The 22,375-nt window shown below is 59.5% G+C and carries 19 protein-coding genes and 2 pseudogenes; 9 read left to right on the top strand and 12 right to left on the bottom strand.

The annotated features are described in order from the left end of the window. Window positions 1–70: 70 nt before the first annotated feature. Both CX511_RS16325 and CX511_RS25695 read right to left on the bottom strand, forming a co-directional pair. The gene (locus CX511_RS16325; protein ID WP_045183389.1) at window positions 71–277 is read right to left on the bottom strand and encodes a DUF1289 domain-containing protein; all 207 of its coding nucleotides are present in this window, start codon (window positions 275–277) and stop codon (window positions 71–73) included. A gap of 26 nt (window positions 278–303) precedes the next feature. After that, a complete protein-coding gene (locus tag CX511_RS25695) occupies window positions 304–444 on the bottom strand; it encodes a TetR family C-terminal domain-containing protein (protein ID WP_425312586.1) in 141 nt (46 codons plus the stop codon). A gap of 266 nt (window positions 445–710) precedes the next feature. On the opposite strand from CX511_RS25695, the gene CX511_RS16335 reads away from it, so the two are divergent. Next, window positions 711–1,850 carry an HD-GYP domain-containing protein gene (locus tag CX511_RS16335; protein WP_045183391.1) on the top strand — a complete coding sequence of 380 codons (1,140 nt, stop codon included), beginning with the start codon at window positions 711–713 and terminating at the stop codon, window positions 1,848–1,850. A gap of 60 nt (window positions 1,851–1,910) precedes the next feature. Next, on the top strand, window positions 1,911–6,302 hold the full coding sequence (locus CX511_RS16340; RefSeq protein WP_101292697.1) for a response regulator: 4,392 nt from the start codon (window positions 1,911–1,913) through the stop codon (window positions 6,300–6,302). 54 nt (window positions 6,303–6,356) lie between these two features. On the opposite strand, the gene CX511_RS16345 is transcribed toward CX511_RS16340, so the two are convergent. The 6 genes from CX511_RS16345 to CX511_RS16370 form a co-directional block, all read right to left on the bottom strand. Then, complete coding sequence (locus CX511_RS16345; RefSeq protein WP_101292695.1) at window positions 6,357–7,547, bottom strand: multidrug effflux MFS transporter; 1,191 nt, start codon at window positions 7,545–7,547, stop codon at window positions 6,357–6,359. A 48-nt stretch (window positions 7,548–7,595) separates the two neighbouring features. Further along, window positions 7,596–8,195 carry a thermostable hemolysin gene (locus tag CX511_RS16350; RefSeq protein WP_045183398.1) on the bottom strand — a complete coding sequence of 200 codons (600 nt, stop codon included), beginning with the start codon at window positions 8,193–8,195 and terminating at the stop codon, window positions 7,596–7,598. A 16-nt stretch (window positions 8,196–8,211) separates the two neighbouring features. Further along, window positions 8,212–9,693 carry an AMP-binding protein gene (locus tag CX511_RS16355; RefSeq protein WP_045183400.1) on the bottom strand — a complete coding sequence of 494 codons (1,482 nt, stop codon included), beginning with the start codon at window positions 9,691–9,693 and terminating at the stop codon, window positions 8,212–8,214. Continuing rightward, complete coding sequence (locus CX511_RS16360; protein WP_045183402.1) at window positions 9,690–10,622, bottom strand: TauD/TfdA family dioxygenase; 933 nt, start codon at window positions 10,620–10,622, stop codon at window positions 9,690–9,692. The genes CX511_RS16355 and CX511_RS16360 overlap by 4 nt, the downstream gene beginning before the upstream one ends. Before the next feature lie 125 nt (window positions 10,623–10,747). Then, on the bottom strand, window positions 10,748–11,686 hold the full coding sequence (locus CX511_RS16365) for a LysR family transcriptional regulator (RefSeq protein WP_045183404.1): 939 nt from the start codon (window positions 11,684–11,686) through the stop codon (window positions 10,748–10,750). A 25-nt stretch (window positions 11,687–11,711) separates the two neighbouring features. After that, window positions 11,712–12,218 (bottom strand): MarR family winged helix-turn-helix transcriptional regulator, encoded by a 507-nt coding sequence (locus CX511_RS16370; protein ID WP_045183406.1) that lies wholly within the window; start codon window positions 12,216–12,218, stop codon window positions 11,712–11,714. 124 nt (window positions 12,219–12,342) lie between these two features. Here CX511_RS16370 and CX511_RS16375 point away from each other — a divergent pair, with 124 nt between their 5' ends. Next, complete coding sequence (locus tag CX511_RS16375) at window positions 12,343–13,155, top strand: alpha/beta fold hydrolase (protein ID WP_101292693.1); 813 nt, start codon at window positions 12,343–12,345, stop codon at window positions 13,153–13,155. Next, a complete protein-coding gene (locus tag CX511_RS16380; protein WP_101292691.1) occupies window positions 13,148–14,332 on the top strand; it encodes an MFS transporter in 1,185 nt (394 codons plus the stop codon). Before CX511_RS16375 ends, CX511_RS16380 begins: the two co-directional genes overlap by 8 nt. 12 nt (window positions 14,333–14,344) lie before the next feature. Here CX511_RS16380 and CX511_RS16385 read toward each other — a convergent pair whose 3' ends face one another. Beyond that, the gene (locus tag CX511_RS16385) at window positions 14,345–15,370 is read right to left on the bottom strand and encodes an AraC family transcriptional regulator (RefSeq protein WP_045183413.1); all 1,026 of its coding nucleotides are present in this window, start codon (window positions 15,368–15,370) and stop codon (window positions 14,345–14,347) included. 121 nt (window positions 15,371–15,491) lie between these two features. On the opposite strand from CX511_RS16385, the gene CX511_RS16390 reads away from it, so the two are divergent. Together CX511_RS16390 and CX511_RS16395 are read left to right on the top strand one after the other, a co-directional pair. Continuing rightward, a complete protein-coding gene (locus CX511_RS16390) occupies window positions 15,492–15,893 on the top strand; it encodes a carboxymuconolactone decarboxylase family protein (RefSeq protein ID WP_101292688.1) in 402 nt (133 codons plus the stop codon). 187 nt (window positions 15,894–16,080) lie between these two features. Continuing rightward, window positions 16,081–16,944 (top strand): diguanylate cyclase, encoded by an 864-nt coding sequence (locus CX511_RS16395; protein WP_045183417.1) that lies wholly within the window; start codon window positions 16,081–16,083, stop codon window positions 16,942–16,944. A gap of 187 nt (window positions 16,945–17,131) precedes the next feature. On the opposite strand, the gene CX511_RS16400 is transcribed toward CX511_RS16395, so the two are convergent. Beyond that, a complete protein-coding gene (locus CX511_RS16400; protein ID WP_310794529.1) occupies window positions 17,132–17,827 on the bottom strand; it encodes a tRNA (adenine(22)-N(1))-methyltransferase in 696 nt (231 codons plus the stop codon). Window positions 17,828–18,204: 377 nt separating this feature from the next. Between CX511_RS16400 and CX511_RS25700 the strand changes: the two are divergent. Beyond that, a pseudogene (locus tag CX511_RS25700) lies at window positions 18,205–19,077 on the top strand (HAMP domain-containing protein); the annotation flags it as partial. A gap of 261 nt (window positions 19,078–19,338) precedes the next feature. Next, window positions 19,339–19,935: pseudogene (locus CX511_RS25705) on the top strand (methyl-accepting chemotaxis protein); the annotation flags it as partial. Window positions 19,936–20,024: 89 nt separating this feature from the next. Here CX511_RS25705 and CX511_RS16410 read toward each other — a convergent pair. Next, a complete protein-coding gene (locus tag CX511_RS16410) occupies window positions 20,025–20,396 on the bottom strand; it encodes a nuclear transport factor 2 family protein (RefSeq protein ID WP_082071440.1) in 372 nt (123 codons plus the stop codon). Window positions 20,397–20,544: 148 nt separating this feature from the next. Continuing rightward, window positions 20,545–20,808: a hypothetical protein gene (locus CX511_RS16415; protein WP_045190349.1), complete on the bottom strand. Its 264-nt coding sequence runs from the start codon at window positions 20,806–20,808 to the stop codon at window positions 20,545–20,547. A gap of 232 nt (window positions 20,809–21,040) precedes the next feature. On the opposite strand from CX511_RS16415, the gene CX511_RS16420 reads away from it, so the two are divergent. Then, window positions 21,041–22,318, top strand: coding sequence for a peptidase MATCAP family protein (locus tag CX511_RS16420; protein WP_101291856.1), 1,278 nt, complete (start codon window positions 21,041–21,043; stop codon window positions 22,316–22,318). Window positions 22,319–22,375 lie beyond the last annotated feature (57 nt).

Here is a 22,375-nt window from a genome sequence, read left to right on the forward strand (position 1 = left end):
GGTGTGCCAATCACCCAGCACGGCCCCCGCTCCCGTTGTGCTCTCCCGCGTACGCTTCAGGCGCGGCGAGCTAAGGTTCCTGCCCAGCCTGGCGCTTCGCATTTTTCTTGACGATAGCCTTCAACCGCGTAGCCGCCCGCTGCACGGTCGCCATCTTCTCAGGGCGCTTCATCCCTCGCCATTTGCGGATTTCGTCCCGGCTTCGGCCACAGCTGACACACAGCTCACTGTTGAGCTGGCAAAGTGAAACGCAGGGATTGTCGATGTCTTTGGCCATGGGGGCTCCTTACCAGGTATTGATGCTCATGCTTGTTCATCGTGGCGTTTGACCAAGGTTTCACGCAGCAGCAACTCCAACGCGGCAACACTCTGTGCCAGCCGCGCATTGCCATCCTCCCCTTCTGCGATCCACAACGCCGCTTCAGCCAGGCTGCCACAGATCAGGGATGCCCTGCTGTATCAGGTTGTGAATCAGCAACTGCATCGACGCCACACAGTGGCGTTGCGCATCTGGCGAACCGCCCCCCCTGGCACGGCCCTGGCATCGCGCAACACAATGGCCAGTAACGATGAACAAAAGCCCCTTATCATACGCAACGTATGTAAAACCGTCGGCGATTGCAGATTTTTCTAGCTACGCTAGTCACCAAGGGCATGGCATAGCGTCGACGCGGCCTCTCCTTACTGACCAGGCAAGAGAGCCAACATCTATGGATAACAGGCAGGATGTTCATCCATCAGCCACCGTTCTGGTGGTCGACGACACCCCCGACAACCTGATGTTGATTGCCGACTTGCTCAAGGACAAGTACCGGGTCAAGGCGGCCAACAGCGGCGATAAAGCGTTGCGTCTCCTTCAAGGTGACCCGCTTCCGGACCTGATCCTGCTGGATATCATGATGCCAGGTCTGTCCGGTTACGAGGTGGCCGAGCAGCTCAAGCGTGGCCCCCGCACACGTCACATTCCGATCATTTTCCTGACCGCCATGGCTGGCGCCGAAGACGAGATTCACGGCTTGGGCCTGGGCGCTGCAGACTACATCACCAAGCCGATCATCCCCCCGGTGCTCATGGCCAGGGTCGAGACGCAGCTCAAGATCAAGGCCGCTGCCGACTTCCTACGCGACAAAAATGCCTTTCTGGAACAGGAGGTGCAGCGCCGCACCCGCGAGGTCGCCGCCATCCAGGACGTCACCATCCACGCCATGGCGTCGCTGGCCGAAACCCGTGACAACGAAACCGGCAACCACATTCGCCGAACCCAGCACTACATCAATCTGCTCGCCGAGCTGCTGCGCGAGCACCCACGCTTTCGTCACTTCCTCGATGAGCAAACCATCAAGCTGCTGTTCAAGTCAGCACCGCTGCACGATATCGGCAAGGTCGGCATCCCCGATCGCATCCTCCTCAAGGCCGGACGGTTCACCCCAGAGGAGTTCGAGATCATGAAAACCCACACGACGTTGGGGCGCGACGCCATTCAGCATGCCGAAGACCAACTGGGGATAGACGTCGACTTCCTTCGTCTGGCCAAGGAAATCGCTTACAGCCACCAGGAAAAGTGGGATGGCAGTGGCTATCCGCAAGGCTTGGCGGGTGACGCCATCCCCATCAGCGCCCGGTTGATGGCCGTGGCGGATGTCTACGATGCACTGATCAGCCGTCGCGTCTACAAGCCCGGCATGTCCCACGCGCAGGCGATGGAGATTATCCGCGAAGGCCGCGGCTCGCATTTCGACCCCGATATCTGTGACGCCTTTGTGGCCAATGCCGAGCGGTTCCGGGACATTGCCGCGCGGTTCACTGACGCTGACCAGGACGTGGACCCACCATCGACTGCACTTGAGTAGGTTCCTGAAGAGCCCTGAGCCCTTCACATCACTGCGCATAACCGCTAAACGAGGCGATACATGAACAGACTGTTCGATCTGCTCGAGCGCCTGTCCCTGGGCAGTAAATTGATCATCGGTTTCGCTGCGTTGCTGGCGTTGATCCTGCTGCTGGGCGTGCAAAGCCTGCGCACCCAGTACTCGCTGAGATCCGAAATGCAGCAGCTGTACCAGCAGGATCTGGTCGGTATTCAGCATATGCAGGAGCTGCGGGTGCAGTTGCCGCGTCTGACGCAGGCACTGCAACGTGCAGTGGCCACCAGCAACGCGAACACCCGCATAAGCGCCCGGGCGCAGATGGAAGCCGCCCAGACGCGTTTGCTCGAAGCGCTGGCGCAGGTTAGGCCGACGCTACGGCGTCAGAGTAGCGTGACCCGTTTAGCTGCGTTCGATGTGCTGTTGCAGCGCCTGCGAAAAAATGGCGAGCAAGCGCTGGAGCTGGCCGGCAAGGGCGCCCTGGGCCAGGCCCTGACCCTACTCAACAGTGAGGAATTCCTGGCATTGGAGCAGGAAAGCGACGCGTTGCTCATCCTGATAGAAAATAACAAAGAAGCCGATATCCACGATACGGCGAAAAATCTGGCCGACTATGCGCAGCGCAGCAGCACGATTACTTATGTCTTGCTGCTGGGCGGCTCGACACTGGCCCTGCTGCTGGCCTGGTTGGTTAGCCGCTCCATCCGCGTGCCGCTGAACCGGGTACGTGCCGCGGTTGACGAGCTGGCTGCCGGCAAGCTGGACAGTCGGATCCCTCACACCGACCTGCACAACGAAACCGGCGACCTGGCCCGTGCCATCGCCACGCTGCAACTGGAGGCGTGTCAACTTGAACGTCAACGTTGGGTCAAAGCCCATGCCTCACTCCTGCAAGTGGACCTGCAACAGGCAGAGACGCCGCAGCAGTTGGCCCAAGCGTTCTTTTGCCGCATCGCGCCCCAGTTGGGGGTGTACCAGGGGGCGTTGTACGCCCTGTATGAGGGCGCGCCGCGCCTGCAATTGCTCGGTGGTTATGCGGTAGACAGTGAGCATCCACTGCGCGCGGAGCTCGAACTCGGTGAAGGGCTGCTGGGCCAATGCGCACTGGATCACCAACCGCGACAACTCAACGACTTGCCTGAACCGTTCTGGCGTGTACGCGCACAGTTGGGTGAGGCCTGCGCCAGCCATTTGCTGGTGCAGCCCGTATTGCGAGGCGATCGATTGCTGGGTGTTCTGGAAATGGCCGGCTTTCACACGCTGCAAGAGCACGAAGCATTGCTGCTGCAAGAAGTGCTGCCCAGGCTGGCCGGTGCCATGGCCATCATGGAGCGCAGTGAAGCGGCTCAAGCGCTGCTGCAGGAGACTCGCCGCCAGGCTGACGAGATGGGGGCCCAGACCCAGCAACTGGAACACCAGGCCCAGGCGCTGGAGGCCCAGCAGGTGGCCTTGCGCGCCACCGAAGCGTGGTACCGCGGCATTATTGAAGCGGCACCAGACGGCATGCTGGTGCTGGGGGACGACGGCCACATTCTGATGACCAATCCACAGATGGACGCCCTGTTTGGCTACGCCCCCGGCGAACTGATCGGTGCCGACATCGAGCGACTGGTGCCCCAGGCTGCGCGCGAACGGCATGCCCCACTACGCGACGGGTTTATTGCCAGTGAAGGCACTCGCCAGATGGGGGCCAATCTGGATGACCTGCGTGGCGTCCGTAAGGACGGCAGCCTGTTCTGCGTGGAAATTGGCCTGTCCCATCTGCCCCGCCTGGAGGGGCGTGGCGCTTGCGTGTGTGCCTCGGTGCGCGACGTGACGGAACGCAGGGCAATGGAAGCCAAGCTGCGTACGGCCAGCGATCGTCTGAACCTGGCGCAGGAAGCTGGCGATATTGGTCTGTTCGACGTCGATCTGATCAGCGGCAAAAACTATTGGACGCCCCAGCTGGAATCGATGTTCGGGCTTGCTCCTGGCGAATTCGGTGGCTCGCTGGAGCACTGGCAGGCACTGGTGCACCCTGATGACGTGGCCCGTGCCAGCAGCACGTTCGAGCGTGCCGTCGAAAGCGGCAGTGATCGCGTCGAGTTCGACTTCCGAATTGTGCGCCAAGATGATGGCCGTGTACGCACGTTCAAATCGCTCAACCGCTTCTCACGCACACCTGACGGCAAGCCTTTACGCGCAACCGGCATCAACATCGACGTGACGGCACTGGCACAGGCTCGGGCGGCAGCTGAGGCGGCCACCCAAGCCAAGAGCGAGTTCCTCGCCAACATGAGCCACGAGATCCGCACGCCAATGAACGCCATCATCGGCATGAGCCACCTGGCGCTGCGTACCGAACTGGATACGCGCCAGCGCAACTACATTGAAAAGGTTCACCGCTCGGCGGAGAACCTCTTGGGGATCATCAACGACATCCTCGACTTCTCCAAGATCGAGGCTGGCAGGATGAGCCTTGAGCAAATCCCCTTCCGCCTTGAAGACGTCCTCGATAATTTCGCCGCCATGGTCGGCCTAAAGACTGAGGACAAAGGCCTGGAGCTGTTGTTCCAGACCCCGCCTGAATTACCCACTGCACTGCTCGGCGATCCTCTGCGCCTGGGCCAGGTGCTGATTAACCTGGGCAACAACGCTGCCAAGTTCACCGAACGTGGCGAGATTGTGGTCGGGGTGGAAGCAGTGGCCACCCGTGAGGAGCGCGTTCAGCTGCATTTCTGGGTGCGCGACACCGGCATTGGCATGACCGCCGAGCAGTGTTCGCGCCTGTTTCAGTCGTTCAGTCAGGCCGACAGCTCGACCACGCGCAAGTACGGCGGCACCGGGCTGGGATTGTCCATTTCGAAGAAGTTGGTGGAGTTGATGGACGGCCACATTTGGGTGGAGAGCGAGCCAGGGGTGGGCTCCACGTTCCATTTCCATGTAAGCCTCGGCGTGCAGCAAGGCGTTCAGCCGCGTCGGATGTTCAAGGCCGACGAACTGCTTGGTATAAGGGTACTGGTAGTGGACGATAACGCCAGTGCCCGCCAGATCCTGTCGGGCATGGCGCTCAGCTTCGGCCTGGAGGTGGATGGTGCGCAAAACGGCAGCCAGGCCTTGCGCCTGCTGGCCGATGCCGAGCAAAACGCGCTGCCCTACGATCTGGTACTGATGGACTGGCGGATGCCCGGCATGGATGGCATGGAGGCAGTGAGCAGAATGCATTCCGCCCACCTGACGCATACACCGTCGGTGATCATGGTCACTGCGTTTGGCCGCGAGGAGGCGCGCGAGGAAGCCGAGCGCCAGGGCATCCAGTTGCCGGTGGTGCTGACCAAGCCAGTGACCCCGTCTTCATTGCTCGAAGCCATTGGCGTGGTGCTGGGTAGATGGCCGCAGGGCGATACGCGGGCCAGCGAACGTTCTCATCAGAGTGCCAACACTGTCGCCAGCCTTAGGGGGGCTCGGCTGCTGTTGGTGGAAGACAACGAGCTCAATCAGGAGCTGGCCTGCGAACTGCTGGAGAGTGTCGGCATAGCTCTGCGGCTGGCCTGGCACGGCCAGGAGGCTCTCGACATCCTCGCCGAGGATGGCAACTTCGACGGCGTGTTGATGGACTGCCAAATGCCGGTGATGGACGGTTACACCGCCACCCAGCGAATTCGTCAGCAGCCGCGCTTTACGGCGTTGCCGGTGATCGCCATGACCGCCAACGCCATGGACGGTGATCGTGAACGGGCCCTGAGCAGTGGCATGAACGACCATATCTCCAAGCCACTCAATGTCGATGACATGTTCGCCACACTGGCCAAATGGATCACGCCGCAGGCCGCCGTTCCAGCCGTTCCAGCATCGCCAGCGGTAGGCCCGGCAAAGCGGTTGCCGGATCATCTTGAGGGCATTGACAAGGTTGCCGGCCTGGCTACCTGCATGGGCCGGCAGGACCTCTATCTGCGCCTGCTGTGTAAGTTTCGCGACACTCAGGCAGGCTTTGCCGAGCAGTTCCGGGCCGCACAGAGCGACCCGGATGCTGGCGCGGCCGAGCGGATGGCTCACAGCCTGCGCGGCACCGCCGCCAACATCGGCGCCAAGGCCGTGGCGCAAGCTGCCGCCGTGCTGGAGCAAGCCTGCCAGAACGGCGAACCCGCTACGCAGGTGCAGGCCTTGGCGGCAGAGGTCGAGCGATGCCTATTGCCGAGCCTGGCGGCGTTGTCCGGTCTGACGGTAAATGCGCCGGCATCGATAGACGAGCGCCTGCAGGAGGTGCCCGAGTTGAGTGAGCACTTGAACAGGCTCAAAGTGCTGTTGGCCGAAAGCGACACCGCGGCCATGGAGGCGCTTGCCGAGCTGCGCAACCTGTCACTCGATCGGGCCTTGGCCAAGCGCCTGGCACTGGTCGCCGAACAGGTCGAGCGGTTCGACTTTGATCATGCCTTGGAGCTGTTGCAGGACGGCTGATTCCGGGGCTGCTGCGCAGCTCCGGAACGTCGAGCCCTATCAGTGGATAGCCCTTCAGGCTACCGATGCTTGACGCTTCACCCGCACCGGCAGCATCCCCGACAGCGCGACCAGCCAGAGCACCAGAAACACGCCGGAGATCGCCAGGTTCGAGGCCAATGGCAGAGCACTGACGATGCCCGAGGCCAGTGCCCCGAATATCAGCATCAGGCAGCCTTGCAGACTCGCCGCCACCCCTGCCCGGTCGGGGAACAGGGACATGGAGCGGGCCATGGCGTTGGAGAAGATGAAACCTTGGCCGAACGCGATGAGCATGATGCCACCCAGGATGCTTACCAGGTTCAACCCTGCTGGCATCACAGCAATGGCTACGATACCGAGCAAGAACAGCAGCATACCCGTCCACATCAATGCAGCAGCCTGGACCCGTCGGATCAGCATGCGGTTCACCAGGGTACCCACCAGATAGCAACTGCCCACAGCCAGCGCCGTGCTGCCAAAGTACTGCGCATCGTGGCCCAAGCGTTCCTGGACAATGTGCGGTCCAAACACGTTCCACAACAGGAACGCCGAGAAGCTCGAACCGAGCACGATAACGGAAGAGCGGAAGCGCCCGTCAGCAAGGATGTAGCGGTAGCCACCCACGGTCTGCAGGGCGCTGCGCCGGGCACAAGGTGCCAGCGATTCCTTGAGCCCGGCGAAGACGAATGCCATCACGATCAAGGCATACACCGTATACAGGACAAAGTTGTAACGCCACCCCAGGTGTACCTCGATCAACCCGCCAACATACGGCGCGATAACGGGGCCGAGGCCAAAGGCAAGGCTCAGGTAGATGATCGCGACATAGAAGCGCGGGCCCTTGACAATATCGACCAGCAAAGCACGGGCAACCACCTGGCAGGCGCCGATCGCAAAGCCCTGCAGTGCGCGGGCCAGCAATAGCATTTCAATGGAGGTGGCAACTGTTGCCAGCAGGCTGCCGCCCAGGAACACGGTAAGGCCCATCAGCACGGCTGGTCTACGACCGCGGGCATCGGCCATGACGCCGAAAAATAGCTGGCCGAGCGCATAGAACAGCAAGGTGATGGTGATGGTGTTCTGCATGAGCGACGGGCTGGCACTCAGCTCGTGGCCGATCGATGGAAGACTGGGCGCATACAGGTCGATGGCGATACCACCGACGCTGTTGATCAGTGGCGCCAGGAAGACGATGAAATTCTCATAACGCTTGTTCGCGTTCATAGTTACCTCCAGCGCTCCGGGCACAGCTATGCCCGGAGCGTGATGTGGTCAGGCAGATGCCTGGCTGGCGAAATGCGGCTGGGTGAGTGCAAGCGCGGGCCCACTGGCCCACGTGCTGGGCGATGACAAACGCGAGGCCACCACCCGCGGCGCATGGTCGTAGTAAGTGCCCCAGTTGACACTGGGGTCCTTGACCCTGCGGCAGTCGGCACCGCCAAGATCCTCAAGGTTGTCGACGATCGGCATCAGCAACTGGCGCACTTGCTCGGTTGCCGTCAGGACCACCAGGCCGAAGTTTCGCAGTGCCAGCGTCTTGATCACGTTGTTGAGCAAATACTTACCTGCCCCGCTGCCGCTACGGAATGACGCAAAAGCGCCAACCTCGGCAATCCGCGCCCGCTCGAGGTCATAACGCTCATCCAGACCCTGACCCAGGTAGTACTCGCTGAACAGCTTGCCCGAATCCCCGTAGCTGATGCCGGCACAGGCATAGCCCGGAGCACCGCCATTCGAGTCGGTCAGGCAGACGAACAGATCGGGCTGGGGCTCCGGCGTCGCGTCATAGTGCTTGAGGTAGTGAGCACGTACCGCTTCCTGCAGACAACGGTAGCCGGGGCGGCCTTTATAGAAATTGCGTACGATGTACATGGCTGTCCTCTCGCCCTCAGGCGTACATCCGGTCGATGAAATGGGCCTCGATCTCGGCCCTGCGCGGCCGTCCGGTGACGGTGTAGTACTGGTCACGGAAGGTGGCGATGTCATCGATGATGCGGATCTGCCTGACCCTGGCGAAGTCGGCGAGCCGGTGTTCCAGGCGCGACATCTCGTGGCGTACCGTGTCTTCGCAAGCGGTGCTCAGCACGATGGCACAGGGTTCGTCCTTGCCTTCACCCATGACGATCATGTCATCGACCAACGGGCTCTCTTTGTAGACGTTCTCGACCCATTCGGGCGAAATGTTGCGCGCCGTGGACAGGATGATCACGTGCTTCTTGCGGCCAGTGATGTACAGGAACCCGTCACGAAATTCGGCGATGTCACCTGTATGCAGATAGCCGTCGGACAGATCGCAGGCGGTATCGTCGGCGTTGTAGTAGCCCGCGCACAGCGTCGGCGTGCGCACCTGCAATTCGCCGTCGACCAGCTTGGGTTCGATGCCGTCGAGCAACTTGCCCGCCGAACCGATACGTCGCTCGGCCGGTGAGTTCAGTGAGATGATTGAAGAGTTTTCGCTCAGCCCATAGGCCTCGAACACCTGCACACCCTGCGCGTCCAAAGCCTCCAGCACACTCACCGGAATTTTTGCACCACCGGTGATGATGTGTGGTCGTTGGGCCCCGAACAGTGCTTCCACCGAGCAGTGCTCAAGCAGCAGGTTGGCCTCCTCCAGCAACTTAGGTGGCAGGTACAGGAAGTTCGGCTGGTTAGGGGCAATCAGCTCCAGGTACTGCCGCGCGTTGCCACTTGCCGCGCCATACTCGGTCATGCCTTCCGGCATCAGCGTCAAAGAGCCCCCTGAGAGGATCGGGATGAAGACACCGAGCACCTGCTCGATCAACAGGCTCATGGGTACGATCGAAAAGTAGTGCAGCGGCTGTTGTGGCAAACGCTTCATCACATTGTCCACCAGCAGCCCGACCGCCTCGTCGCGAATCATCACGCCCTTGGGTTTGGAGGTGGTACCGGACGTGTGGATGATTGAAACGATCCCCTCCGGAATGAGCTCGTCCTCATGCCGCCACTCATCACCAATGCCTTGGTTCATGAGCTGGCCGGGAATGAAGCAGGGTTTATCCGGCAGAATGCCGTGCAAGCGACTGGCAGTCTTCTCATCGCTGACAAACACGGCCGCAGCCTTGCCCAGCAGGCTGCCAATCTGGTCATCGGAAAACTCGATGGGCACCGGCAGCAAAACCCCGCCGACCTTCTGGATAGCCAACAAGGTATAGATCCACTCGTAGCAGGAGCGCATGGCAATGCCGAACACCTTGCGCTCGCAGCGGCCAATTCGCCCCTCAAGGGCACAAGCCAGGCGCATCACGTCACGACGCAGCTCGTGCAATGTATAAGAACGACCGTTCATTTCCTTGATCACCACGCGGTCAGGGTTTGCCGCCAGGTAGTCCTGCATCTTTTGGCTGATCATTGGCCAATACCTCCAATGCGATAGCTCTGAGCACCAAATATCCGCCGTGAGGTGTCATCCAGCCGCCGGCGCCCATGCATGACGCGGGTATTGTCGATAACGACGATGTCGCCTTTCTGCCAAAAGTGGCTATAGGTATTGCGGGCTGTGACGTCCTTGATCTCGTCCCAGATTTCCAACGCGATATCCTCGCCATCAGCCCAGGTAATGAGTGGCGGCTCATAGTTGACGCTTGGACCAAGCATCGAATTACAGAATGCTTTTCTGCCGCTAAAACAACTGGTTTCAACAGCGGAGATAATCAGCTCCGACGAAATTAGATTTTGATCAATGCGGCGATAGGTTTGGCCTTCCACCTGCTCATTAACGAACTGCAGATGTTCATCGCTAACCTCATCAATGGGAAGTTGCAGTTCAATGCTGAGGAAACGCTTTACATTGCTCCAAGGGATGCGCCGAACATAACGGATATCGCGGTTTTCGAAACTCTTTCGGGTTTTCGCCGACAAGTCGAAGAGCACCCGTTGGCCGTCACACATTGTCGTTTCAGAGCCGACGGCAGCAGGCTCCAGGCAGTAGAACCACTGCAGATCGGGATTGAACGGCAGATTGCCGTTCTCACGATGAAGACCCATCTCATGCACACCGGCCTCGATTTCCGCGGTGTTCGAAGTCGCTGCCTTGCGGGCAGGGTCGAAGGTGACGCGCGAAGAATGTGCACTGACGAACTCATTGAAATCTTGCAGGGTATTAGCAAAGTCGCGATAAATAACCGCGCCACTGTGGGCAAGGTCTTCATAGAGTGTCGCACTGCTTACCGAGTCGGAAACCCGCAGCTCGCGGTCAACGGCATATACACATTCGAAGCCGTAGCACGGTGTAGGTTGCCGATAGAACGGAAACACCATTGATTGTACTTGCGCCAGCATGACTCATTCCTCCATGAATTGTGGGTCAGGTAGAACCGCTACCCGATGACCTCACAGTAAGTGAAAAGAACAAGTCGCTGGTTTTAAGAAATCTAAAAGCCCGCAGAAAATTTAATAAGGTGGATTCATCGTTCCGTCAACATTGACCCGGCCACCTGCGCAACGAGCGAGCGCAAACTGGAAATATCCTTGCTATCGCTACGGTCTCGGGCCCAAATCATGTCCAGGGTAAAGCTTGGGAAGCCCAAAGGCGGTTGGCAGACCTTCAGCTCGGGCGCAATACGCAGGTGCGGCAGCAGGCGCGCAGGCAGGGCCACTGTCGAGGGCACCGCGGCAACGATGTTCACACAGGCTTGATAACCGTTGGCCCGCACCAGCACGTTGCGCGACCGGCCAACCTTGTCCAGCCAGCTATCGACCATGTTCTTTTCGGATATCCACGGCGTGGGGAACACGTGTGGCGAAGCACAGAACTCGTCCAGGCTCATAGCCCCGTCACTTGCCAGCGAACCCTGGCTGGTCAGGCATACGAAGTCATCGTTGAGCACCGGTTGCCATTGCAGCTCAGGGTGCATCTGGTGGTAACCCGGACCGAAGCCGATGGCAATGTCTATATCACCTGAGATCAGCCGGTCCACCGGCAGGTCTCGGCTCAAGCGTTCGAGGTGCAGCGAGGTGTTGGCGTGAGTACGTGAAAGCACTGCCAGCACCTGTGGCAGGAAGGACAGCTCGAAATACTCGGGAGCGCACAGCTTCCAGATCTTACGCAGTGCCTGAGGGGAGACGGTGCTGTCGTCTTCCGCACAACGGTTGACCGACTCGACCACCACTCGCAGATAAGGCGCAATTTTTTCCGCTTTGGTGGTGGGTTTGAGCACACCTTGCAAAGACGAGAACAGGGTGTCATCGAAACATCCGCGCAGGCGCTTGAGGCAGTAACTGACCGTGGGCTGGCTGACATTCATCAACTCGGCAGTACGCTTGGCGCTGCGCAGTTCCAGCAAATTGAGGAAAACCACGATGTCTTGCAGATCCAGCTGCTTTAGGTAATTGCTATGAAGCATGAAAATTCTTCCTGAGTTTTCCAGTTCATTGGCTGGGGGCACCCTCTCCTGGAAGATGAGCGAGCATTGCCTTCAACAATTGCGCGAACAGTACGCGTTGCTCTGCGTCCAGGGGGGTCAATACCAGTTCCTGGATCTCAGTATGGGTAAGAACTGCCTTGTCAATCAACGCCTTACCCTGAGCAGTGAGCGCCACTTGGGAGCTGCGCTTGTCTAGGCTGTCAGCAATGCGCTCGACCATCCCTGCACTTTCCAGCCTGGCCAATCGATTGGTCATGGCTCCGGAAGTAATCAGCAATGAGCGGTAAAGCTCGGTTGGCGTCAGACGGTAAGGCGCTCCTGACCGTCGCAGGGTGGCCAGTACATCGAACTCGCCTTCCTTGAACCCATATTGCGTCAGCGCCTCCCCACGAATGCGCTCGAGGTGCTTCTGGATGCGTGCCATACGGCCAAAAATTTCCATGGACGAGACATCCACGGAAGGCATCGCCTGCGCCCATTGCGCGACGACGAAATCGACATGATCGTTCATAGCTGCACTCATCGTTCGACCGAAATCAGTATTAGCCAATGCACCTGCTCAACCCAAGCGCCTTTAAACAATCTTAACGTTAAGCTATCTTGACACGCACGTGACTGAAGGATCAGGAGGAAACATGGCTTTTTTCGTACATGGACAGCATCGTCACTACTATTACGACTCAGGCTCCGGCAGCCCCGTGCTCCTGTTGCACGGGCTCGGTAACAGCGGCAGGGCCTGGATACCACAGGTAAGTGCACTGCTCGCTCTCGGTCACCGCGTCATCGTACCCGACCTGCTGGGGCACGGCGCGTCCAGTGATGCACCTGACGGTATTACCCCTCATCTTCAGGCCCTGGAAATGCTGGCGCTGCAGGAACACCTTGGGCTCGACAGCATTCAGCTTATCGGCCTGTCCCTGGGAGGCATGGTAGCGCTGGAAATGGCATGCCATACACCTGAAGCAGTGGAAAAGCTGATCGTTGCCGGCACGTTCGCCAGTATGAGCAGCGCACATCGCCAACGGCTGCTCAGCGAATGGGCAACCACCTTGGAGCTGCACAATGGTTGCCTGAAGCACTTCAAGTCGAGTTGGCCTGCACTGGTGGGCGCAGACTTTTCTGCCTCGCCGCGTGGTCAGCGCCTCTACCAGGCGTGGCACGCCCAGGCCGCTTTGTTGAAGGCGCACAACCAGATCCGCTGGTGCAAGGGCATGAAGCAGTACGACTTGAGTGCCAAGTTGCAGCAGATACAGGCCCCCACGTTGGTACTCGCCACGGAACGCGACGCCATCAGCCCGTGGTCCGAAGCCGAAGACCTCTACACAAACATCGAATGTGCCCGCCTGGTCACCATCGCCGGCGAAGGCCACGTATTCAACGTCCCTCACGCACACGCATTCAATGAGGCGACAAGCGCTTTCCTACAGGAGCCAGCCAACCATGCCTAATATTCCCAGCAAAGCGTGTGTCGGACTTCTGGCCGTATTGATCGGCTTGAACCTGCGCCCCATCATGGCTTCGATCGGCCCCCTGCTGGACATGCTGCAACTCGACCTGGGCCTGACCAATACCCAAGGTGGCCTACTGACCACCCTGCCGGTCATGATGATGGGCTTGTTCGCGCTCTCCGGCCCCTGGCTGCTGCGCCTGGTCGGTGAGGTCAAGGGCGTGGCGCTGGGCATCGCCCTGATTGCTGTCAGCTGTGCCGCACGCGCCTATACCAGTTCTGCCGAAGCGCTCATCAGCACCGCCGCACTGGGCGGTATCGGCATTGCAGTCATCCAGTCGCTGATGCCCGCCTTTCTGAAACGCAGCTATCCGCAGAGCGCTGGCATGCTGATGGGCTTGTTCACTACAGGCATCATGGCCGGTGCCGCACTGGGTGCTGCAACCGCAGCACCCAGTGCGGCCAATTTCGGCTGGCAGTTAGCCCTGGGCTTCGCCGCTGTGCCGGCGTTATTCACCCTGATCGTCTGGCTGTTGGCAGCCGGTGGCAGCCAACCCCGTCATGCCGGTGCCAAGCTGCCCTATCGCAACATGCAGGCCTGGTTACTGTTGATATTCTTTGGGATTGGCACAGGCGCCTACACCTTGGTGCTGGCCTGGTTGCCGCCGTTTTACATCGAACTGGGTTGGACGGCGACTGACGCCGGCTACCTGCTCGGCGCACTGACGGTCACCGAAGTGGTCGCCGGGCTGCTCGTGTCATCGCTGATCCAGCGCTTTCCCGACCGCCGAAAACCGTTAGTGCTGGTCATTGTGCTACTCATTGCTGGCCTGGCCTGCCTGATGGTTGCCCCACAACAGCTGGCAGCATTGGCAACAGTGTGCCTAGGTCTAGGGATCGGTGCGCTGTTCCCGTTGTCCTTGATCGTCACCCTGGACCGTGCAGATTCACCGACCACGGCTGGCGCGCTGTTGGCGTTCGTGCAAGGCGGCGGCTACCTGATCGCTGCCAGCATGCCGCTGATCGCCGGTATCGTGCGTGACCAGCTCAGTTCTTTGCACTGGGCCTGGGGAGTAATGATCATCGGCGCCGTAGTATTGCTGGGGCTGAGCACGACCGTCGCGAAATTACCATCAGGGGGATTAACTGACAGTAGAAAGTCTGTGGACATGACATAGAGAGGATTAATTTCAAGGTGATCTCGGCTTACCTGCTGCTAGCGGGAAAGGCCGCGCTCTCCAGGACGAAGGGCTGCAATCGAATAGCCGGCTGAACCAGCGGGAAAAGGCGCTGAGCTCGGAAAAGCCCAGCACGCCAGCAATTTCGCTCAAGGAGTGATGGGGGTTTGCGAGGTAACGTGTCGCCAACGCCCTTCGCACTTGATCCAACAGCGACGAAAACGTCTCACCCTCGCGCGTCAGTTGCCGGTGCAATGTCCGTCGGTCACGTCCCAGGTGGGCGGCTACCTGTTCCACCGAACAACGTCCCGTGGGCAGTAGCATCCAGATCATCTGGTGCACTTGCTCCACCAACGCGGCCCTGGCGTCCTCCTGAATACTGTGCAGGTATTGATGGACGTAGCGGGCCATTTCCGGATCGGCACTGGGCAGGCTCCGGTCAAGATCGCTGCTCCGGCAGACAATGCCGTCCAGCAAACAATTGAACTGTACGGCTGTACCGAACACCCGCTGATGGCGGCTGGCGTCCAGCGCCGCGCTGTGGCGAAAACAGACTGCTGATGGATGCCAATGGTTACCCAGTAAGGTCTTGAGCATTCGGTGAGCAACGGCGACCGCCAACTCCATCGACTGACGCACAGGCAGATGACTGACGGTTACCAGCTCAAGCCTCAACACCGCCACCCCCTCTCCTTCCTCAATCTGCAGGACCAACCCCTGGTTGTGCAGGCAGATAAATTCCTGGAGGGCCTTCAGCGCTGCGCGCAAGGTGGGCTCACGCCATAACAACGCCAGCGGCCCTAGGTTGGAGACAGTGCGACGTTCTGCCATGCGCAGGCCGAAATCGTCCACACCGGCCTCCCGCGCCGAGTTGTCCAGCAGCCGGGCTACCGCTTCGATGGAGATTCTCAGGTCCGATTGCAGCAAACAGCGCGGATCAAGACCCACAAGACGCAGTTGGCGCATCGGCTCAACGTTCAAGGCGCGGACAATGTCCGTGTAGTGGGTAAGGCAGGCACTTCGAACCAGTCCTTTCATGAGCAATCATCCCTAGGTTACACATGTCCCGAAATGTCAAACCCATGCCCCCGGGAGTCAATTCAGATGCCATCGGCAGGCTTAGAGTTGCAGGTAACCACTCAACCGCGAGGCACTGCAGATGAATGAACACCAGACCCACCCTGGCACCCCTACCTGCGATGGCCTGCGTGACGCGGGTAACTGGAATCCCGCTTGGGATTCGCTGGCCGAGCTGGACGCGCAGTGGATGGAGAAGTTTCTCGGCATGGCCACCCACCCGTTACGAAAGGGCATTCTGGAACCCAAGACCTTCGAACTGATCGCCATCGCCGTCGATGCCTCCTGCACCCATTTGTATGCCCCGGGTGTGCGTCGGCACATCCGCAAGGCTCTGGAAGTTGGCGCCAGTGTCGAGGAAATACTGGCGGTCCTACAACTGACTTCGATACTCGGTATCCACAGCATGGCACTAGGCGCTCCGATTCTCGTCGAGGAGGCGCAGAAACTGGCCGCCGATGGTCCGGTACAAGGCACCTACTGATTTCATCAATGTGCAGCGTAGGCCGGATTGACCTTCGCCATCGCACTACACTACCGTGCCTGAGACAAGGACGTCTGGACGTTGTGATGAGGTGAGTGCATGCCTGCTAATAAATCTGCAGAATGGCTCGCTGCCGCCCGTTGTGATCGGGCTACGATCAAAATACTCATTCTGGACGTCCTGGCCTATGTCAGTTGACCTACAAGCGCTCTATCCCAAACTGATCCATCTAATGCTGGACACGGTTTTCGTGGTCGACAGGAACAACCAGATTGTATTTGTAAGTGATGCTTGTGAGGCATTGCTCGGTTACCGTGCCGAAGAGCTGACCGGCACACCGATAACCGACTACATACATCCTGAAGACCTGACGGTCACCCGGGCGTCCATTATCCGAGTGATGAACGGCCAATCACACGTCGATTTTCGCAACCGCTATATCCGCAAGGATGGCGGTATCGTGCACATTCTGTGGGCTGCCTTCTGGTCCGAAGAGGTGGGTGCACGAATCGGCGTGGCGCGAGACGTGACTGCCCTGCGCCATGCCGAGGAAGAGTTACGCTTCCTGGCCCATCATGATCCGTTGACACAATTGACCAACCGCTCGATTTTCAATGATCGACTGGAATCGGCCCTGCGTGCGGCGCATCGCCACCAAAATGCCTTGGCGTTGCTGTTTCTGGATGTCAATGACTTCAAGGGTATCAACGATGTCTACGGGCATGCCGTGGGTGATCGGGTACTCTGCTCGATTGCACGACGCCTGGAGGGCTGCGTGCGCGAGACGGACACAGTGGCGCGAATGGGGGGTGACGAGTTCACGGTGCTGTTGACCGATATCCAGTCGCAGGACGCCGTTGCCGAAAAGGTGACGCAGATTATCGCAACCTTGGCCGAGCCGTTGGGCGCTGAGTTTGACGGGATCGACATGCCATCCTGCAGCGTAGGTGTCGCCTTTTACCCTACCGACGGGGAAGATGCCGACACCCTGCTCAGCCATGCTGACGGCCAGATGTACCGGATGAAAAGGCGCCGCTCTGTCCCCGGATAATTGCTGCCTTAGCTAACAAGCAACGGGCTTGCCTGGCCCCTCCTAGCCTCACGGCAGCTGCGAATAGGCCGCCGAGGTTTGCGCCAGACTTACACCCGCAGCGCATCGCCGAGCAGATCAAGACCGTGTGGTCATGCCGTTATTCAAGCGCTGCGCCACTCCCCCACGATCCATCAGAAAACCGCGCTCAAGCCAGCAACTCGGTGATCCATTGGACGTGTCGGGCGATGTCTTGCATCTTTTCTTCAGGGACAGCCTGCTGCGCCCGGGCGAAGTGGCTCAGGGTCTGCTGTTTCAGGCGCAGGATACGCTGCCACTTGGCCACAAATGCCGGGCTACGCGCCTGCAACTGCAGCGGGCCGAAGTACAACTCCTCAGCGGTGTAGGTCACAGGCTCAGCACGTTCGGCGACGATGATTTCGTAATCGAAGCGGTTTTCCCGCAGCACCTCCTCGCAGAGGATGCGGTAGCCCTGTTCCATCAGCCATTGGCGCAATGGCTGCTCGCCGCCATTGGGCTGCAGGATCAGGCGCTCCTGGCCACTGAGCCGCGCCTTGCCGCTGTCAAGGATGTCGCGGATGGTTTCGCCACCCATGCCGCAGAGGCTGATCGCGGTGATCTCGTCTTCAGGCTTGATGGCTGCCAGGCCATTGGCCAGACGCACACTGATCCATGGGGTCATGTCGTTTTCACGCACCGTGCGCTCGGCCGCGTGAAACGGCGTCAACGCGACCTCGCCGGCCACCGCCATGGCGATAACACCACGGCGCATCAACGCCACCGGCAAGTAGCCATGGTCCGAGCCGATGTCGGCCAGGCCCGCACCTGTTGGTACGTGCGCCGCCACACGCTCCAAGCGCATGGACAATGTCTGTTGGTTCAACTGCAGCCCCTTTTCAGCACGAACGCCCGGCACCTTTGGCCGGATCGGGCCGCGATTCTGTCGGGCAACGCCGTACATTTCAAATTTATGCGATCAGGGCCACCACGCCCCCTATCGGCTGCTAGCACAAAACTATAGTGGCAACTAGCCACCTTTCGTCGCTCAAGATCTAACGCGCTCAGGCCGATAGCGTTGAAACGTTCCAATAAAAGACCGAGTGAACTCCACACGCCATGAATAAAAGTCTACGTTTCAGCCACAAAATTCTGCTTGTCGCCTCATTGATCGTGATGCTCGCCTTCACCCTGTTCACCCTCTACAACGACTACCTGCAGCGCAATGCCACCCGCCTCAACCTGGAAAACTACCTGGCTGAAATGGGGGCGTCGACGTCCACCAATATTCGCAACCTGCTGGAGGGGCGAATCCGCCTGGTGGAAAACCTGGCACAGAACATCGCCCAGGAACCTGCCAGTGCCGAGACCCTGATGGGCCAGAGCGCCTTGATCTCAAGCTTTCTTACCGTTTACCTGGGCAAGGTCGATGGCGGCTTCAGCGTGCGTCCGGATGCCAAGATGCCCGACGACTATGACCCGCGCATTCGCCCCTGGTACAAGGACGGCATGAGCGCCAGCGGCGCAGTACTGACGGAACCCTACATCGACCTGACCACCAACAAGATGGTCATCGGCATCCTCAGCAAGGTGTCGAGCAACATCGGCGTGGTCGGTGGTGATCTGGCCTTGGATGGTTTGGTGGAGATCATCAACTCACTGAACTTCGGCGGCATGGGCTACGCCTTCCTGGTCAACGACCAAGGCAAAATCCTCGTCCACCCGGACCAGAAGCTGGTGATGAAGTCGCTGGCGGACCTGTTTCCGGCGCGCACACCAAAACTGTCTGCTGAGCTCACCGAGGTCCAGGCCAATGGCCAGACCCGCCTGCTGACCTTCGCGCCGATCAAGGGCCTGCCTTCGGCCAACTGGTACATCGGCCTGTCCGTCGACAAGGACAAAGCCTATGCGATGCTTAGCGAGTTCCGTACCTCGGCGGTGATTGCCACCCTGGTTGCCGTGGCCATTATTATCGGTCTGCTTGGCCTGCTGATCCGTGTCCTGTTGCAACCGCTGCACATCATGACCCGGGCCATGGAAGACATTGCCGAAGGTGAAGGCGACCTGACCAAACGCCTGACCATTCACAGCCAGGACGAGTTTGGCATCCTGGGCACTGCCTTCAACCGTTTCGTCGAACGTATCCACACCTCGATCCGCGAAGTGTCCTCGGCGACCGAGCAGGTCAACGAAGTGGCCCTGCGCGTGGTCAGTGCCTCCAACTCCTCGATGGTCAACTCCGACGAGCAATCCAACCGTACCAACAGCGTTGCTGCGGCCATCAACCAGCTCGGCGCTGCCGCTCAGGAGATTGCCCATAACGCCGCCCAAGCCTCGCAACAGGCAAGCTCGGCACGTCACCTGGCCGAAGAAGGCCAGCAGGTGGTTGATCGCAACATTGCCGCAATGAACCGCTTATCGGACCTTATCTGCACCTCCAGCTCGCACATTGAGACGCTCAACAGCAAAACTGTGAACATCGGCCAGATCCTCGAAGTGATCACCAGCATCTCGCAGCAGACCAACCTGCTGGCCCTCAATGCTGCGATCGAAGCTGCGCGGGCCGGTGAAGCCGGGCGTGGTTTCGCCGTGGTTGCCGATGAAGTGCGCAACCTCGCGCACCGTACCCAGGAGTCAGCGCAGCAGGTGCAAACAATGATCGAGGAGCTACAGGTCGGTGCCCGCGAGTCGGTCGACACCATGGGCCAAAGCCAGCGCCACAGCCAGGACAGTGTCGAAATCGCTAACCAGGCGGGTGAGCGCCTGGGCAGTGTGACCTTGCGCATCGGCGAGATCGACGGCATGAACCAGTCAGTGGCCACCGCCACCGAAGAACAGACTGCCGTGGTTGACGCGATCAACATGGACATCAACGAAATCAACATGCTCAATCAGGAAGGGGTCGAGAACCTGCAGTCCACCCTGCGCGCCTGTACCGACCTGGAACAGCAAGCCGCTCGCCTGAAACACCTGGTCGGCAGTTTCCGTATCTGATCTGCCACTGTTGGAGTACCCGCCGCTACAACACTGCAGCGTTGTAGCAGCGGGTCATAAACGCGCAATACGCGCGCAGCGGATTGTCGCTACGCGTGGTAGTAATAGAGCTTATTGATGATTATCCAATGCTCATCGATTTTCAGTAGCGATAGGTAATCTGTAAACCTCATTCCGACATAGTCATCAATCATTTTTACTGCGGCAGCGTCGCCGGTAATATCTACGCTAATGACCTCCCAGAAGGGCTGTGAGCCTTTTGCTGCCGGGCCTTCGGCCTTGATGGCGGCAATAAAGTCATCAAGGGATAACCATTCGAGTTCTTGATGGTAGTGGCCAATGATACGACAGGCTGGGTGAAAAGCTTGACGCAGCAATGTTTCGTCTGCGAACACCATACCCTCTACATAACTGCCGAGCACACGATGGATACGTTCTTTATCCGCCGAGTCAGTCGTCACGTTATACCTCTACAGTCTCCCCCCGCAGCGAAAGAGAAAAGGGATCGGCAGTCATACCAGCAACTGCTCAACCTGAACGTTTAGTCCGCCCTGAAACGTCCCGAGTCGGCTAACAATGCGCGGTCTTCAACGGGATTTACATCACCCATCAGTATTTGATGTCCCGAGCAGTGCGGCGCGTGTCTTGCTTGGTACTGCGCTTGTCCTGGCGACATCCGGCATTGCTCTTTTCATTGTCCCGGCGGCAGTCATACTTGGTTTCGCGTGCAGTGGAGCGTCCTTCCTGGCGAGTATCCCGTGCTTCGCGGCGTTGTTCCCCCTGCTCGGTGGCATACGTCGGCAGCGCCAACCCTTGCACGCCAGCGCAGATGAGCAGTGCCATCAGCATTTTGACGCAGTGTTTGCCATTCATGATCGTCCTCCAGCTCGAAATCGCTCGGTTGCTTCGCTGAAAATCTACAAAATTCCCCGCAGCGCATGGACTCCAACGATAGGACTGTGCAGGGCGTCCTGCAATGGCTGCAGCGATGGACGGCAGCTCAACCGTCCAGCAGCGCATGCCGTCTGCCATCGACGGGTAACGCCACGATACCTTGGCAACGACTACGCTTGTCGATGACACCTTGCCTGCCAAAGAGGCCCCCATGAGCGCCGCGCCGCTGTCCGAACTTGATGCCGCTCTGCCCGGCCTGGCTCGTAACATCCGCGTGCTCGACGCCTTGGCTTGGCCCATTGGCGTCGAGGAAATCTTCCTGGACCAGTGGCGTCGCGGACAGGCGCGACTGCCCGACATTGCGTTGTGCCCGCGTGATCACGCTGCCGACATTGCTGCCCTTGAGGCCTTTGCGAGTCGTTGCGATAAGGGCCATCCGGCCGGCAACTACCTGGCCATGACGGCCCGCAGCTATGCCACTGCGGCACGCATGCTCGGCGCCATTGGCACCCCTGCCTTTACCCAATATTCGTCAGCGTTGTACCGGCGTCCGGATTTCGAATACCCGCGGCTGAACCTTAACATGCTCGACGCTGCCCGGTTCTTCCTCGATACCACCGATGCCCTACTGGGTGGCACACAGATTCCACCGACCCAGGCCGACATTCCGGCCGCAGCCTTTGCCGCCTGGATGCAACCGGAACTGGATCAGTTCTTCGGCCCAGGCCAGATCACCGTCATACTCGATCCGACCCTGGCCGCCAAAGCCATCGCCGGCTCCAGCCGGATCCGCTTACGTGCCAGCGCGCTGTTCTCGGAGCTGGACAAGCATCAGCTGTTGCAACACGAAGCCTTCGTGCATGTGGCCACCGCACAAAATGGCGCACGCCAACCCAACCTCAAAAGCCTGGGCCTGGGTGCACCACGCACCACCCAAACTCAGGAAGGCATCGCCACCCTGGCCGAGCTGTTCACCGGTAGCATGGACATCAATCGCTTGCGACGCCTCGCCCTGCGCGTACTCGCGGTTCAGCAAGCGCTCGACGGTGCCGATTTCATCCAGGTGTTCGAAGGCTTTTTGGCCGGCGGCCAGTCGCAGGAGGAATCCTTCCGCTCCACGCAACGGATATACCGCGGTGCCAACCTGCGTGGTGGCTCAGCCTTCACCAAGGATGCCGCCTATCTGACGGGCTTGCTCGGCGTGCATACCCTCCTGCGCATCGCCATCCGCGATAACCGCCCGGACCTGGTCGGCCATTTGTTTGCCGGTCGCCTCAACCTGGGGGATACCGTGCGCCTGGCACCGCTGTTCGAATCCGGCTGGCTACAGGGACCGGTGTATGTCCCACACTGGGCCAGCGATTTGCGTCGCCTCGCCGCCAACTTGGCCTTCTCTGCCTTTATCTCGCGGATCAAACTGGATGTGCTCGATCTGGAGGTATTCATGGCCTTTGCCGATGAACATGAAGCGAATGCCAGTGCGCTGTAAGCAGGGGTCTGTTCCGCTAGGTGTGATGAATATTTGGCCGGATACCAAAAATTGTTT

Origin of the sequence: Pseudomonas sp. S06B 330 (assembly GCF_002845275.2) — a bacterium.
Taxonomy (GTDB): Bacteria; Pseudomonadota; Gammaproteobacteria; order Pseudomonadales; family Pseudomonadaceae; genus Aquipseudomonas.